This is a genomic window from Candidatus Desulfofervidus auxilii (assembly GCF_001577525.1).
Classification (GTDB): Bacteria; Desulfobacterota; Desulfofervidia; order Desulfofervidales; family Desulfofervidaceae; genus Desulfofervidus; species Desulfofervidus auxilii.
The window spans coordinates 1,268,846-1,283,329 of record NZ_CP013015.1 but is presented as its reverse complement, the minus strand read 5'-3'; the positions used below and the strand labels follow the sequence as shown (position 1 = coordinate 1,283,329).

General features: G+C 39.6%; 14 protein-coding genes. All 14 read right to left on the bottom strand.

What is annotated here, in order from left to right:
* Nucleotides 1-14: 14 nt before the first annotated feature.
* Complete coding sequence (locus tag HS1_RS06415; protein ID WP_066062549.1) at nucleotides 15-1,676, bottom strand: FAD-binding protein; 1,662 nt, start codon at nucleotides 1,674-1,676, stop codon at nucleotides 15-17.
* Nucleotides 1,677-1,686: 10 nt separating this feature from the next.
* Nucleotides 1,687-2,466, bottom strand: a complete 780-nt coding sequence (locus tag HS1_RS06410; protein ID WP_066062546.1) for a 4Fe-4S dicluster domain-containing protein — start codon at nucleotides 2,464-2,466, stop codon at nucleotides 1,687-1,689.
* Nucleotides 2,467-2,469: 3 nt separating this feature from the next.
* The gene (locus tag HS1_RS13630) at nucleotides 2,470-3,939 is read right to left on the bottom strand and encodes a 2-oxoacid:acceptor oxidoreductase family protein (RefSeq protein WP_082757681.1); all 1,470 of its coding nucleotides are present in this window, start codon (nucleotides 3,937-3,939) and stop codon (nucleotides 2,470-2,472) included.
* Nucleotides 3,936-5,084: a 2-oxoacid:acceptor oxidoreductase subunit alpha gene (locus HS1_RS06400; protein ID WP_066062543.1), complete on the bottom strand. Its 1,149-nt coding sequence runs from the start codon at nucleotides 5,082-5,084 to the stop codon at nucleotides 3,936-3,938. The genes HS1_RS13630 and HS1_RS06400 overlap by 4 nt, the downstream gene beginning before the upstream one ends.
* A gap of 3 nt (nucleotides 5,085-5,087) precedes the next feature.
* On the bottom strand, nucleotides 5,088-5,342 hold the full coding sequence (locus HS1_RS06395; protein WP_245669931.1) for a 4Fe-4S dicluster domain-containing protein: 255 nt from the start codon (nucleotides 5,340-5,342) through the stop codon (nucleotides 5,088-5,090).
* Complete coding sequence (locus tag HS1_RS06390; RefSeq protein WP_066062537.1) at nucleotides 5,317-7,314, bottom strand: CoB--CoM heterodisulfide reductase iron-sulfur subunit A family protein; 1,998 nt, start codon at nucleotides 7,312-7,314, stop codon at nucleotides 5,317-5,319. The genes HS1_RS06395 and HS1_RS06390 overlap by 26 nt, the downstream gene beginning before the upstream one ends.
* Nucleotides 7,315-8,142 carry a CoB--CoM heterodisulfide reductase iron-sulfur subunit B family protein gene (locus tag HS1_RS06385; protein WP_066062534.1) on the bottom strand — a complete coding sequence of 276 codons (828 nt, stop codon included), beginning with the start codon at nucleotides 8,140-8,142 and terminating at the stop codon, nucleotides 7,315-7,317.
* 6 nt (nucleotides 8,143-8,148) lie between these two features.
* On the bottom strand, nucleotides 8,149-8,541 hold the full coding sequence (locus tag HS1_RS06380) for a 4Fe-4S dicluster domain-containing protein (RefSeq protein WP_082757679.1): 393 nt from the start codon (nucleotides 8,539-8,541) through the stop codon (nucleotides 8,149-8,151).
* On the bottom strand, nucleotides 8,525-9,079 hold the full coding sequence (locus HS1_RS06375) for a Fe-S-containing hydro-lyase (protein WP_066062531.1): 555 nt from the start codon (nucleotides 9,077-9,079) through the stop codon (nucleotides 8,525-8,527). Before HS1_RS06375 ends, HS1_RS06380 begins: the two co-directional genes overlap by 17 nt.
* Nucleotides 9,080-9,224: 145 nt before the next feature.
* Complete coding sequence (locus HS1_RS06370) at nucleotides 9,225-10,064, bottom strand: fumarate hydratase (RefSeq protein WP_066062528.1); 840 nt, start codon at nucleotides 10,062-10,064, stop codon at nucleotides 9,225-9,227.
* Complete coding sequence (mdh, locus tag HS1_RS06365) at nucleotides 10,061-10,993, bottom strand: malate dehydrogenase (RefSeq protein ID WP_066062525.1); 933 nt, start codon at nucleotides 10,991-10,993, stop codon at nucleotides 10,061-10,063. The genes HS1_RS06370 and mdh overlap by 4 nt, the downstream gene beginning before the upstream one ends.
* A gap of 14 nt (nucleotides 10,994-11,007) precedes the next feature.
* On the bottom strand, nucleotides 11,008-12,198 hold the full coding sequence (locus HS1_RS06360; protein WP_066062522.1) for an isocitrate/isopropylmalate family dehydrogenase: 1,191 nt from the start codon (nucleotides 12,196-12,198) through the stop codon (nucleotides 11,008-11,010).
* Nucleotides 12,182-12,613, bottom strand: a complete 432-nt coding sequence (locus tag HS1_RS06355) for an IS607 family transposase (RefSeq protein ID WP_066062519.1) — start codon at nucleotides 12,611-12,613, stop codon at nucleotides 12,182-12,184. The genes HS1_RS06360 and HS1_RS06355 overlap by 17 nt, the downstream gene beginning before the upstream one ends.
* Nucleotides 12,614-14,479, bottom strand: a complete 1,866-nt coding sequence (locus tag HS1_RS06350) for a citrate/2-methylcitrate synthase (protein ID WP_245670035.1) — start codon at nucleotides 14,477-14,479, stop codon at nucleotides 12,614-12,616.
* Between the last annotated feature and the right edge of the window lie 5 nt (nucleotides 14,480-14,484).

Genomic DNA, 14,484 nt, shown 5'->3' with positions numbered 1-14,484 from the left:
CTAAATTTTCCTTTCTAACCTAGCATTTTTGCCTTTGCTTCTTGATTTCTATAATCAGGTAATATAATAGGAGATTTTATTTGAGGTTTTATCTTGGCCATTTTTAATGCTTTTAAATACTCCTCAAGATGTCTTAAGGTTAAAGCTTTCATTCTTTTCCTTTTTTTTGCAAATACTGCTGCCTTTGCTCCTGCCCGTCTACCAAATACATTTATATCTAAAAGGGAATTTCCCATCAACCGATTATCCCCATGCACTCCCCCACTTACTTCACCAGCAGCAAATAGCCCAGGGATAATGGTCTCTCCCCATTCATTAATGGACAGACCGCCATTTTGATAATGTAAAGTAGGAAAAATAAGCATGGGTTCTTGAGAAATATCAATGCCATATCTTTTAAATTGTAGATATTTGCTCGCTAATACCTTCTCTACCGTGCCTTCACCCCAAATCATATCAATCATGGGAGAATCAAGCCATACTCCTACTCTTCCTGTAGGAGTAACTACTCCTTTACCCCTCTCTACACACTCCCGTATAATTAAGGCAGATTCCACGTCTCTAGGTTCCAACGGATGGCAAAACCTTTCACCATCACAATTAACCGGTTCAGCTCCCAAAGTCCTCACTTTTTCGGTAATTAGCATACCTGCACTTTGTTCTGGAAAGACAGCACCTGTAGGATGAAATTGGGCATATTTTAAATTGCGTAAAGGAATACCCAAGCGATAACCCAATACTAAACCATCTCCGGTAGCCCCATAGTGATTGGTAGTAGCAAAACCGTGTAAGTGTAAACGACCATAGCCACCAGTAGCCAGAATGACTGCCTTAGCCTTAACTACTATAAATTCTTGATTATCTAAGTTATATAGAATTGCTCCTCCAATGGTTCCAGTTTCGTCTAATAAAAGCTCTACTGCCGGACAAAATTCTAAGATTTTTATTTTATCCACTTTATTTTGGACTTCATCTCTTAATACCCGCATGATCTCCATGCCTATCATATCCTTTGAAGAGTGCATTCGCCGACGACAGAGACCGCCTCCCTTCAATTCCTTCATGGTGCCATCAGTCTCTTTATCAAACATTACTCCTAATGTTTCTAGCCATTGAATAACCAAGGGAGCATCTAAAACTAAGGCTCGCAATAGATTTTTATCATTGGTAAAATGTCCTCCCCCAAAGGCATCTAGAAAGTGGTAATAAGGTGAATCATAAGGTAAGTCTGCTGCCTGTATTCCGCCCTCAGCCATCATGGTATTGGCATCACCATGTCTTAATTTGGTAGCCACTGTCACATTTACTCCTTGCTCTGAGGCCAACAAGGCAGCCGCACTCCCTGCCCCTCCTCCACCAATGATTAATACATCGGTGTTTAAATCAGGTGATTTTAGTCTTTTATCAAAGGCATCAGGAACAATCCAAGGTTGTCCCTGCAAAATATCACTTAATTCTTTTTGTAATAAATCACCTTTATTAGGCCCTACTTTAAGCACTTTTCTACCTTCAGGTGCATAATCAGGATGGTATTTATGCAAAACTTTTTGATATTCATTAGGGGAAAGCCTATCATAATACCTCTGTTTCTTGGCCAATTTGATTCGCTTACTCCTGGTCTCCCTCACTTTAGCCAGACTCTCCTGTAAGCTTTCTGGATAACCAGATTTTGACATAGTCTTCTCCTCAATCTTCAATAATCAAATATTTTGTTTCTTTTGGTTGCCAATTGGGGTCATAGGGTTCTGGTTCCCATTCTCTTTCTGCATAGCGCTTTTTCATTTCCGCCTCAGATAAATTCATTAATTCTTCTAACATCCAATCAAATTTTTTCTCCTTTATTTGTTTCACCCTCTTTTCTAAATGCTTGGCCTTAGGCATAAGGTGTCTGGCATACAATCGCCTGGCTAGCATGGCTACATGAAAATGCTGAATTTCTGCCGGACAGCGTAAACTGCACATCCCACACATAATGCAACTATGAGATAATTCAGCACAAGTTTTTATGTCCCCTTTAACCAACGCCTGAATATAATCCATGACTGGAATTTCCATAGGACAAGCCTTGGTGCAAGTATTACAGGACAAGCAACGAAATGTCTCTGGATATAACTTTTCAATGGTGTAGACATCTGGTTTCAGCCGATTAATATCATAAGTCGCCTTGTTGGCCGGCACAAAGGGAATTTGAGTTAAATACATCTCAGGCTGGACAGTAGTCTGGCACGCCAGGCCAAAATGGAGACGGTAATCACCTGCCAAACGGAAGACCGTTACGCAAGCACCACAAACGCCTGCCCGACAGCCACACCCCCTTATATAACGATAGCCCACATACTCTAGGGCCTTCATAATAGTTAGACCTTCAGGGACCTTATAGCGCTTGCCCATAATATAAACAGGTATCTGTTTTGTTCCTGGTGGAACAATGGTACGGTCGCCCTGAGTATATTGGAATTGAGGCATTGTTCACTCTCCTTCTTTTTTTATCCCTTTGCCATAATCATAACCGTTTTCAAAAGCCTTTAAATTGAATTCCTCAGTCCCTTTGGGCACAGATATCTTAAGTGCCTCTTTGGCTGCTTTAAGACTAATAATATCTGTAATAGCCGTAAAAAATCCCAATATTACTATATTGGCCACAATACTTCTGCCAAGTTTTTCTGCCATTCGGGTAGCAGGTAACTTATAAACCTTTACCCCTTCAGGTATATCCGTTACTTTTACTAACTCACTATCTACAATCAGAATAGAGCCAGGATGGAGGAATTTTTTATATTTTCTAAAAGCCGCCTGAGCCATTATGATTAAAACATCAGGTTTGGCAAAATAAGGGACATCTACCTTTTTTTCAGAAATAATGATAGCTGCACTTGATGCTCCACCTCTAGCCTCTGGCCCGTATTCCTGTGAATAAAGGGCTTCATTTCCATCAAAAACAGTAGCTGCCCTCCCAATAATCAAACCTAAAAGGCCCATACCTTGACCACCAAGGCCAGCAATCTTTACCCTATAAATGTCTTTTAATTTCTTTTTAAAAAGAGGCTTTGGCGAAATTTTTAAAGGCACTTCTGGGGGTTCTGCCTTTCCATCTCCTCTGAATTCATAAACTTTCACCTTCTTTCCCACCTGTTCTTTTAATGCTTCAATAAAATCAGGCCTTTCTTTATCAACAAATACTCCACATACAATGGGATTTTTCATATCAATACCAGCTTCTGTTGGCTCGGGATTCACCTTTACCACTGTCCTTTCAAGGAAAAACTTTGTCATATCAATACCAGTACGCATCTTATTTCTTCTTCCCCAATTGGTAGGGCAAGGTGTGATCACTTCTATGAAACAAAATCCAGGTCTTTCTAATGCTTCTGATATGGAGCGTTTTATATAATGTGGATGAGCTGCTGTCCAACGTGCAACATACACTGCTCCACAGGCCCACATAAGATGAACCAGATTAAAGGGTTCCTCAAACGTTCCATACATACTTGTGGTTGTTCTTGCTGTAAGAGGGGTGGTTGGTCCACTCTGCCCTCCGGTCATTCCATAATTAAAATTATTTATACAAATTACTTTCATATCAATGTTTCTTCTAGCAGCATGGATTAAGTGATTGCCTCCTATGGCCACTAAATCTCCATCTCCAGCAAAGATAAATACAGTTAACTCAGGATTACTCAATTTTAACCCCGTAGCAAAGGCAACAGAACGACCATGAGTAGTATGAAAACCATCTAATTTAAGATATCCTGGCACTCTACTTGAACAACCAATACCTGAACATACTGCTACTTTATCTAAGTTTAATTCACTTTCAAGAAGTGCCTCTACAAAACTAGTAAGTACTGTCCCAATTCCACAACCAGAACAAAAGATATGAGGCATTCTTTCGGTACGAATAAGGACCTCAAGAGGGTGTTTTTTCTCTAATGGTTTCATTTTATTGCCTCCTCTATTACAGAAAGGACATCTTCAGGTTTATGGGTAGTACCACCAGCATGACTCACTAATAAACAGAGACAATTTCCTTTGGCACACCTTTCTACCTCAAAAAATATCTGACCAAAGTTTATCTCCACTGTAATCAATGCCTTTACCTTTTTAGAAAGCCTTTTAATTTTTTCTTCTGGAAATGGCCAAACTGTTATTAACTTTAAAAGACCTGCTTTTATTCCTTTGTCCCTAGCCCAGTCTACTGCCTGATAGGCAATTCGGGCAGAAATACCATAACTTACAATTACAACTTCTGCATCTTTCATTTTGTATTCTTCATATTCAATAATTTTTTTAGCATTTTTTCTTATCTTTTCTACCAATCTCTTTACAAGCCTTGCCTGTGCTTCGGGAATTGTGGCTGGATAGCCCCTTTCATCATGGGTAAGTCCTGTAACATGGACCCTATATCCTGTACCAGCAATGGCCATTTCAGGGACTAAGTCTTTTTTAGGCTTAAATGGTTTAAATTTCTCTGGTGGGGTCGTAGGTGTTCTTCTAAACAACAATTTTATTTCTTCTTTTTTAGGAATAATCACTTTCTCCCACATATGACCCACTACTTCGTCCATCAATACAATCACTGGAACCCGCCATCTTTCTGCTAGATTAAAGGCTTTAATGGTAAAATCAAAACATTCTTGTGAGGAGGAGGGAGCAAGGGCAATGATTTCATAATCTCCATGACTTCCCCATCTGGCTTGCATTACATCGGCTTGTCCAACCATGGTAGGTAATCCAGTAGAAGGACCTCCTCTTTGCACATTGACTACTACACAAGGTGTTTCTGTCATGGCAGCCAAACCAATATTTTCTTGCATTAGGCTAAAACCAGGGCCAGAAGTAGCAGTCATGGGTTTAGCTCCACCCCAACTTGCACCTACCAAGGCAGCCATAGAACCCAACTCATCTTCCATCTGGATATAGATGCCCCCCACTTGAACTATTCTAACAGACATCCTTTCGGCAATTTCATTGGAAGGAGTGATAGGGTAACCAGCATAAAAACGGCACCCAGCCGCTATTGCTCCTTCTACACAAGCATAATTACCACTTAAAAAGTGAATTCCAGTTAATACGTCTTTAGCCATATTTTACTCCTGTTTTTCTATAAAAATTGCAAAATCAGGGCATACTTCTTGGCAAAATAAACATAGGATACACTCGTTTTCCATCCCTAGCTTTACCACTGGATAGTGATACCCCTTTTCATTATAATCATGAGAAAGTTCTAAAATTTCTTTAGGACAATATTCAATACATAACTTACATCCCTTACAACGTTCGGCAAAGATAACTACCTTTCCTTTGGGAACTTTAAATTTAGCCAGATTTAACGGCTTTCTCATTCTCATTTATTCTATCCTCTAATAATGCCCTTAATTGCATTGACAATTGTTCATAGGTAAATCCGGCCACATTTATGGCATGTTCTTCACAAATTGCCATACAAACCCCACATCCTTGACACAATGCCTCTTCTACCTTAGCGTGTCTCTTTTTCCCCTTTCCCACCATGGTAATGGCCTTAAACGGACAGGCCTTCTGGCAAAGTCTACATGCCTTGCATAATTCTTCATTTACATGGGCCACAATGGGTTCTAAAGAAGCCTCGGGCTGAGAAAGCAGAGATAACACCTTACTGGCAGCGGCACTGGCCTGCGCAACTGTCTCAGAAATATCCTTTGGGGCTTGGACAGCCCCTGCTAGATAAACACCTAAACTCACAGATTCAACCGGTCTCAATTTGGGATGAATCTCACTCATAAAACCAAATTCATCTACAGGTGCCTTTAATAGCTTTGCTAACTCTTGTGCCTTTTTAGAAGGAACAATAGCTGGAGCCACTACTACCAAATCGGCTTCAATCTCTACGGGTTTTCCACTTAAGGTATCTACCCCTGAAACTATCATCTTCTCATTATGCCGAAAGACCTTAGAAACCTTGCCCCTCAAATAAAGCACTCTTTCTTCACCCATAACCCTTTGCACAAATTCTTCATAACGCTTACCTGCTGCCCGCACATCAATGTAGAAAACACAGGCTTCTCCCTCAGGCACCAGATGTTTATATGTCAAGGCATGTTTTGCTGTGTACATGCAACAAATTTTAGAACAATAGGGACGACCATGTTCTTGGTCTCTGGAGCCGGCACATTGGATGAATACTACAGACTTTGGCACTTTGCCATCAGAAGGTCTTTTTATCACTCCTCCTGTAGGGCCAGAAGCAGAAGCCAGACGTTCAAAATCAAGACTAGTGATTACATCTTCATATTCGCCCCCACCATATTCCTTTAAATTTTCCAAAGGTAATAATTCATATCCTGTAGCTACTACAATAGAACCGACTTCAATTTCTACCTCCTCAGGTTCCATAAGAAAGTTGATGGCCTTGGGCCCACAGGCCTTAAAACACTGCTCGCAAACAATTAACTTTTCATCATTTAGACAATGCTCTAAATCAATGGTATAAACTAGAGGTACGGCCTGAGGAAAGGGCACATAAATGGCCTTTCTGGCTCCCAGACCTTGGTCAAATTCATTGGGCACAATCACCGGACAGACATCTACACAATCATTACATCCGGTGCATTTTTCTGGGATGACATAGCGAGGCTTCTTTTCTAATGTCACTTTAAAATTACCAATCACCCCTTCTACTCTTTTTACCTCAGTATAGGTAAAAACATGGATATTTTTATGATGAGCTGCTTCTACCATCAGTGGAGTTAAAATACAAGAGGAACAATCCAAAGTAGGAAAGGTCTCACTCAATTGGGCCATGTGCCCACCCAAAGAAGGAGTTTTTTCCACAAGATAAACTTCAATCCCCCCTTGAGCGATATCCAAGGCTGCCCTAATCCCTGCTATGCCACCACCAATTACTAAAACTTTGCGGGTTAAAGGGACCTTTATGGGTTTTAGCGGTTGAGCATTTTTTAGCTTAGCTAATGCCCCTTTAATCAAACAGATAGCCTTTTTTGTGGCTTTTTCTGGATGATGTTGGTGCACCCAAGAACATTGTTCTCGGATGTTAGCAATTTCAAGGAGATAACGATTGAGACCAGCCGCTTCTACCGCCCGGCCAAAAGTCACTCCATGCAAAGCAGGAGTGCAAGCGGCAATAACTATATGAGTAAGATTTAATTCTTTAATCTTTTCTTGGATGGTAAGTTGACCAGGCTCACTGCAAAGATAGATATAATCCATACAAAGGACTACATCTTTTATATGACTAATTTCATCTACAACTTTTTTCACATCCACACTTCCGGCAATATTTCTCCCACAATGGCAGACAAAAACACCTATTCTCATCTAAACTCCCAGCGCCTGTGACATTATTTCAGTAAAATATCTCACTGGTATTTTTTTAAAATCAGGATAAATCTTTTTTATATTTTTTTGCCTATCTTTTAAGTTAAAATAACAAAGGGGACAACTAGTAACTACTAATTCTGCCCTATTTTCTCTGGCATTTTCTAAAATATGATAAACCCTGCGGGCAACTATTTCTGGTTTAATGGCTGTATGATATGAACCACAACATTCAGTTTGATAGGGGAAATAAACCGGGGTTGCCCCCAAACTTTCCATCAATTCTTCTAAAATAGTTGGTTGCTCATAATTATCTATCCCTACTTCTTTGGGGCGTAATAATAAGCAACCATAATAACAGGCAATTCTTAGCCCTGAAAGTCCATTTTTCACTACTTCTTTAATTTTCTCAGTCCCTACTTTTTTTAATAAAGTTAAAAAGTGTTTTACTTCTATCTCTCTTTTATAATCTGGTTGCTCAGAGATAAATTGATTGATTTTTTCTAATTTTTTTTCATCTTTTCTTACCAACAAGTTGCTCTGGGCTAAAGTATTGTAGCACATAGAACATAAGGTCATTATTTCATTATGGCCCAAAGTTTGGACCAGAATAAGATTTCTTATAGAAGCCAATTGTTTTATCAAATCGTCCTGAGCTAAAGAATAAACTGTTCCACAGCAATACCATTGGGGCATTTCCTTTATCTCCATCCCTAAGGCCTCAGCCACCTTTAGGGCAGAGTCTTCTAAAGGTTTTGCCGTAGTCTTTAAAGTGCAACCAGGGAAATAGATTAAATTCTCTGTTTTCTGACTTCTATCTTCTCTCATCTGTCTTTAACTCGTAAACTTTCTTAAGGCACTGATTAAAGCAATTTGTGGTAAAGACTCTTTTACTATTTTCTCTATTTTTACATAATCTTGGTTTTGCTCTCTTAAGATCATCAACCTTATGGCCTCCATTAGCCTAGACAAATTTACTCCTTTTGGACACCTGGCTCCACAGGTATAACAAGATGCGCATAACCAAACTGTGCGAGTATTGATTACTTCTTCCATGGCCCCTAATTGTAATAATCTAATTACCTGATTTGGTAATACATCCATCTCTGAAACCATAGGGCAACCAGCAGTGCACATCCCACATTGATAACAAGCAAATACATTTTCGCCACTGATTTCTTCTATTTTTTGTAAAATGTGTTTGTTTTTTTTAAGGACAAGGCGCAAGTTGATACAACCTCCTTCCCATTTCATATAAATCGTTTCCCTCTATATCATTAGCCACAAACAAAGGCAACCTTTTCACCTTTAATTCATAAATAGCCTCTGCTCCTAGTTCGGGATAGGCAATGATTTTGGCCTCATAAATACATTGAGACAGTAATGCCCCTGCCCCTCCTATAGTTACAAAGTAAATGGCCTTATATTTCTTAATAGCTTCTATCACTTCTTTACTTCTTTTACCTTTACCAATCATGCCTTTTAGGCCAGCAGCTAACAAAGTAGGGGTATAAACATCCAAACGAGAACTAGTAGTAGGACCAGCGGATCCAATGGGACGGCCTGGTGGAGCTGGGGTAGGCCCTACATAATAGATAATTTGCCCCTTTAAAGAAAAGGGTAATGGCTCATTTTTTTTAATCAATTCAACTAACCTTTTATGGGCAGCGTCCCTCGCCGTATAAACAGTCCCACTAATAAACACTTCATCCCCAGCCTTTAAATTAAGCAATAATTCATCCCTTAAAGGCGTCTTGATTTGCATATCATCCTCTTTAAAAATTTTTAGTTAGGAGGTAGTGTTTCGCCCCCCTGCCTGTGCGTGACCGCACACCACCAAGAAATATAGCGGATTAAAAAATAAAAACCTTTATATGTTAAGGTAAATCCCATTTAATTTCCTTAAACTATTAAATTACTATGGTCTTCAACCTATGGGCATGACACTGCACATTTACCCCTACAGGTAGGCTAGCAATATGGCAAGGATGAGTTTCTATATGAACATCCAAACAAGTAACTCTTCCTCCTAAACCCAAAGGACCATAGCCCAAATTGTTAAACATTTCTAGCCACTTCTCTTCTAATTTTGCCAAAGTTTTATCTCTTGCCCTCTCGCCAATAGGACGTAATAATGCCTTTTTGGCTAAAAAGGCTGCTTTATCTATGGTGCCTCCAATACCTACCCCTACAATTAACGGGCTACAAGTATTAACTGCTGCTCTTTCTATGGTTTGGCAGACAAATTGTTCAATACCTTTAAGTCCGGCCGCTGGTGTCAACACCGTGGCGGTGCACATATTTTCACTACCAGCTCCTTTGGGCATAACCATAATCTTCACTTTGTCACCAGCCACTATTTCAAAATGGACAATAGCAGGTGTATTATCACCTGTATTCTCCCTACTCAAGGGATGACACACCGATTTCCGTAAATATCCTTCCTTATAACCCTGCCTTACTCCTTCTTGAATAGCTCTTTTTAAATCTCCTCCTATAAAGTGAACATCTTGTCCTATTTCTAAATAAACCAAGGTTACACCTGTATCTTGGCAAAGAGGAATTCTTTCCTTTTTGGCCACTTCCTCATTATTTAACAATTGTTTTATCACTTTTTTACCTATTTCTGATTCCTCCTTTTCTTCAGCTCGTTTTATTACCTTAATTATATCTTCATTAAGGGAAATACAACTTTCTATACAAAGCCTTTTTATCAATTTAGTTATCTCTGTTACTGCAATTTCTCTCATAATTCTATACTAGCTAGCATTTCCTTTACTGCTTGGGCTGCTGCATGTAAGCTTGCCTTTTCTTCTTCAGTAAGGTTTATTTCTAAAATCTTCTTTATCCCATTTTTACCCAATATTACAGGCACCGCTAGGGTGCAATCTTGGATACCATATTCTCCGGTAAGAAACACAGCAGCAGGGAAGACTTTATTTCTATCTTTAAGGATAGCCTCAATCATCTCAGCTACGATAGCCCCAGGACCATAAAAGGCACTGCGTGTTTTTAATAAAGAAACTACTTCTGCCCCTGCCTCTCTGGTTCTTTTTTCTATCTTTTCTAGGGTCTCTTCATCCAGCAATTCTTTTACGGGAATTCCACATACATTGGCCAACCGCATTAAAGGAAGCATATTATCTTTGCCATGTGCTCCAATCACCATAGCCATCACATCCTCGGCTGAAACCCCCACTGCTTGAGCAATAAAACTTTGAAGCCTAATAGAATCCAAAGTACCTGACAATCCTATTACCCGGTTTCTTGGCAAACCGCTTTTTTTATAGGCTATATGTGTTAGGACATCTACAGGATTGGCTACCACCATAATAACCGCCTCAGGTGAATATTTCATCGCCTCATGGACCACATTCCTCGTAATGTTTACATTGGTAGAAAGCAAATCCTTTCGAGACATCCCTGGTTTACGTGGCATCCCAGCAGTAATAACTACTATATTGGAATCCACAGTTGAAGTATAATCATTAGTTCCCTCAATTACTCCATGGAATTTATATATTGGTGATGCGTGTAACAGATCAAGGGCCTTTCCTTGTGGTATTCCCTCAGCTACATCTAAAAGCACAATATCAGCAGCATCCCTTTGAGCTAAATTCTGGGCGACTATAGCGCCTACTGCCCCTGCCCCAATAATACTTACTTTATGTCTTTTCATACTTCTCTCCTTTTTTATTGATAACTTTGCCATTTACTCTCTAAATTAGGTTCTTGAATGGTTTCCATTAAATAATCGGCAAAGTCTGCTCCCGTAGCCCCGTCTGCCCTTCCTGTAATTACCAGTTTCTTTTCATATTGACCACAAATATCCAAGGCCATTTCCAACCTCTTGGCCTTATCTAAGAAACCAATATGGTTTAAAAGCATAGCAGTAGCTCGCAATAAACTGGAGGGGTCAGCATATTGGGCCCTTCCTTCTTCCACCATCCTGGGAGCTGTGCCGTGGATGGCTTCAAACATGGCATATCTCTTACCAATATTGGCCCCTGCCGCTGTTCCCACACCTCCTTGAAACTCTGCTGCTTCATCTGTAATTATATCTCCATAAAGATTAGGCAACACCACCACTCTAAATTGGGTCCTCCTTTTAGGGTCTACCAATTTAGCTGCCATAATGTCAATAAACCAGTCATCCCATTCTACTTCAGGATATTCCTGTGCTATTTGTTCAGCCACAGAAAGGAACTTGCCATCGGTAGTCTTCACCACATTTGCCTTGGTTACTACGGTTACTTTATTAATTTTGTTTTTCTTGGCATAATCAAAGGCCATTCTTATAATTCTTTCAGCACCTTGGGTAGTGATGACTTTAAAATCAACAGCCAGGTCTTCAGTGACATTTATCCCTCTTTTCCCTAGCACATATTCTCCTTCTGTATTCTCTCTGAAAAATATCCAATCTATCCCTTCACTTGGCACTTTCACTGGTCTTACATTGGCAAATAAGTCAAGCTCCCGTCGCATGGCCACATTTGCACTTTCAATATTAGGCCATTTATCTCCTTTCTTTGGCGTGTATAATGGTCCTTTTAGTAAAACATGGCATTTTTTAATCTCATCCAAGACATCATCGGGTATGGCCTTCATGGCCTTTGCCCGGTTCTCTATAGTAAGACCCTCTATCACATTCAATTTAACTGTTCCATTTTCAAGTTCATCTTTTAAAAGAAATTCTAACACACGTTTGGCTTCTTTAGTAATATATGGCCCAATGCCATCACCGCTAATAAACCCTATTATAATAGGTTTTAACGTAGAATAATCAATCCAATCTTCTCCTTTTTTCATCCGTTCAATTCTTTCAAGCTGTTCTTCCAATAATTTTCCAAAATGTTGCTTTGCTCTTTCAATTGCTTCTATCATAAGTTTCCTCCTTTTTTAACTCATAAATTTTATTGGTTAAAAACCTAACCATACTTACTAAATCATCTATCAATTCCTCTGTTTGTTCCCAATCCTTTGTTTTATTAGGTATTTCAATCTTTACACCGCACTTAATGAAATAGGCGTAGAGATAGCTTACACCAAATCGGGCTAAACGGTCTTTACTCTCTACCACAATCTTTTCAAACTCACCTCGTTTAGCTGCATTCATCAATCTTTGCAATCCCTTTCTTTTTTCATTAATGCCACTTGCGATTTCAGCTACTTCTAAGGCGACTTCATATCCTTTCTTTTGGCAATATCTGCATAATTTTTCCTTTTGTTTCTCTAAGTAAGACAAATGCTTTTTGGCCGCTATCCGCATATAGATTGCCACTCTTGGCCTTTCTTCCATCTAACCTCCAATTACCTTGGGTGGCTCAACTCTAAACAACACATCATCCCATGGATGACGATAAAGACCTGATTTTAAACGTTTCTGGTCCAAAACATGGGCAATAATACCCATGCTCCTACCTAGAACAAAGATGGCGTTTAAGGTGCCTGCTTCAATAATTTCATCTATTTCTTCTGAGCTAAAACCACAGCTATTAAGCATATCTACGAATAGCACCCCGATACAACCATCTACATTCAGAATCAAATTTCCCCGTTTGGCAGTAGTAATCTTTTCTACTTCTAAGGCAAAGTTTAGGTATCTTGTTTGTGGAAATTGTGTTTTAGCATAATTTTTTAACAATTCCACTCTTTTGTCTGGATTCCGCACACTTTTTATCCTATGACCAATACCTGGAATGAGAATACCTGCTGCCTTCATCTCATCTACCATTTGTCGTGATGTCTTATTTTCATTATAGAATTTACGGAAATAATAAGCAGCACCATCAATGGCCCCTCCAAAACGGGGACCGATGGTTAAAAGTCCGCTAACCAAAGAAGAAATCAAATCCTTTCCTGCTCTAGCCGTAACAATGGCATTATGTGCACCAGAAACACAAGGACCGTGGTCAGCTACGATTTTTAAACACATTTCTATAAAATTACTGGCCCACTTAGGCAACTTGCATTTTAACCATAGAAGTCCTATTACCTCACCTAAACTATAATTTTTCTCAATTACTTCTGTTAAAGGCACACCTCCATACAAAACATCTTCTCCACGTTCATCGCTAACAGTGCAGATGAAATTTGTTGGTCTTCTGACTGTGCCTTTAGCTAGAGCATTGGTAAAGTCTTCAGGCACAGGCGGAGGCTCTGGTTCTGAAATTTCAGGGATAAGCCCTTTCTTTTTTAATTCATTAAAGGTTTCTCTAATTACCCTTCTCAACTCATCAAAGGACTTGGGAACAATGGCACCTGCATCTTTTAATGCTTTGTTTTTAGCGTCTGCAGTCTCCAGTTCAGTTCTGGCTCTGGCCCCAGCATGACCAAACTGCACTTCTCCTGGGAATAGTTTAGTGCAAGTGCCAATACACCAAGCAACCACTGGCTTAGATATCTCACCTCTTTTTATAGCTTCCACAACCATATATTCATCTGTCCCACCCAATTCTCCTAAAAGCACAATCATCTTTATATCAGGATTGGCTTCATACCTGAGACAATGGTCAATAAAAGTAGAACCAGGATAGAGGTCACCACCAATGGCTACACCTTCATACACACCATCTGTGGCCTGAGAAATGATATTGTTTAACTCATTAAAAAGACCACCTGAGACAGAAACAAATCCCACTGTCCCTGGTCTATAAAGCTTGCAGCGAATAATGTTTTCTAAGGTGCCTGCGGCATTCCCAATCTTGAATGCCCCAGCCACAATGGCTCCCACGGTGGCAGGACCAATAATCCATTTGCCCTTTTCTTTAGCAATGGCAGCCATTTCTCTGGCATATCTTTCTGGTATACCCTCAGCTATAATGGCAATGGTGCGAATAGAATCTGTTTCCAAGGCCTGCATGGTAGTGGGATAGGCAGAGCGATAAGAAGAAAAATTAATCACTACATCTGCTTGAGGATGTTTGGTTACTGCTTCTTCAAAATGGCGATAAATAGGGATTAAAATTTCTTTATTACCAAAAAAACACTTATGAAGACCATTATTTCTGGTAGGGGCAACAATGGCGGCTACACTGGGTGTTTCCCTTTGGCAGATATAGTCAAAATCCAACATCCTTTGAATGGCCCTTACCTGATACCCATAAAAAATAGCTTGGGTATTTCTATCAAATAATAAATAATCTGGTTTTTGTGGCTGCATCATTAACC

Bases quoted from the DNA above. Each gene is read 5' to 3' on its own strand.
- HS1_RS06415 (WP_066062549.1), bottom strand. From the start codon at position 1,676: ATGTCAAAATCTGGTTATCCAGAAAGCTTACAGGAGAGTCTGGCTAAA.
- HS1_RS06410 (WP_066062546.1), bottom strand. From the start codon at position 2,466: ATGCCTCAATTCCAATATACTCAGGGCGACCGTACCATTGTTCCACCA.
- HS1_RS13630 (WP_082757681.1), bottom strand. From the start codon at position 3,939: ATGAAACCATTAGAGAAAAAACACCCTCTTGAGGTCCTTATTCGTACC.
- HS1_RS06400 (WP_066062543.1), bottom strand. From the start codon at position 5,084: ATGGCTAAAGACGTATTAACTGGAATTCACTTTTTAAGTGGTAATTAT.
- HS1_RS06395 (WP_245669931.1), bottom strand. From the start codon at position 5,342: ATGAGAAAGCCGTTAAATCTGGCTAAATTTAAAGTTCCCAAAGGAAAG.
- HS1_RS06390 (WP_066062537.1), bottom strand. From the start codon at position 7,314: ATGAGAATAGGTGTTTTTGTCTGCCATTGTGGGAGAAATATTGCCGGA.
- HS1_RS06385 (WP_066062534.1), bottom strand. From the start codon at position 8,142: ATGAGAGAAGATAGAAGTCAGAAAACAGAGAATTTAATCTATTTCCCT.
- HS1_RS06375 (WP_066062531.1), bottom strand. From the start codon at position 9,079: ATGCAAATCAAGACGCCTTTAAGGGATGAATTATTGCTTAATTTAAAG.
- HS1_RS06370 (WP_066062528.1), bottom strand. From the start codon at position 10,064: ATGAGAGAAATTGCAGTAACAGAGATAACTAAATTGATAAAAAGGCTT.
- mdh (WP_066062525.1), bottom strand. From the start codon at position 10,993: ATGAAAAGACATAAAGTAAGTATTATTGGGGCAGGGGCAGTAGGCGCT.
- HS1_RS06360 (WP_066062522.1), bottom strand. From the start codon at position 12,198: ATGATAGAAGCAATTGAAAGAGCAAAGCAACATTTTGGAAAATTATTG.
- HS1_RS06355 (WP_066062519.1), bottom strand. From the start codon at position 12,613: ATGGAAGAAAGGCCAAGAGTGGCAATCTATATGCGGATAGCGGCCAAA.
- HS1_RS06350 (WP_245670035.1), bottom strand. From the start codon at position 14,479: ATGATGCAGCCACAAAAACCAGATTATTTATTATTTGATAGAAATACC.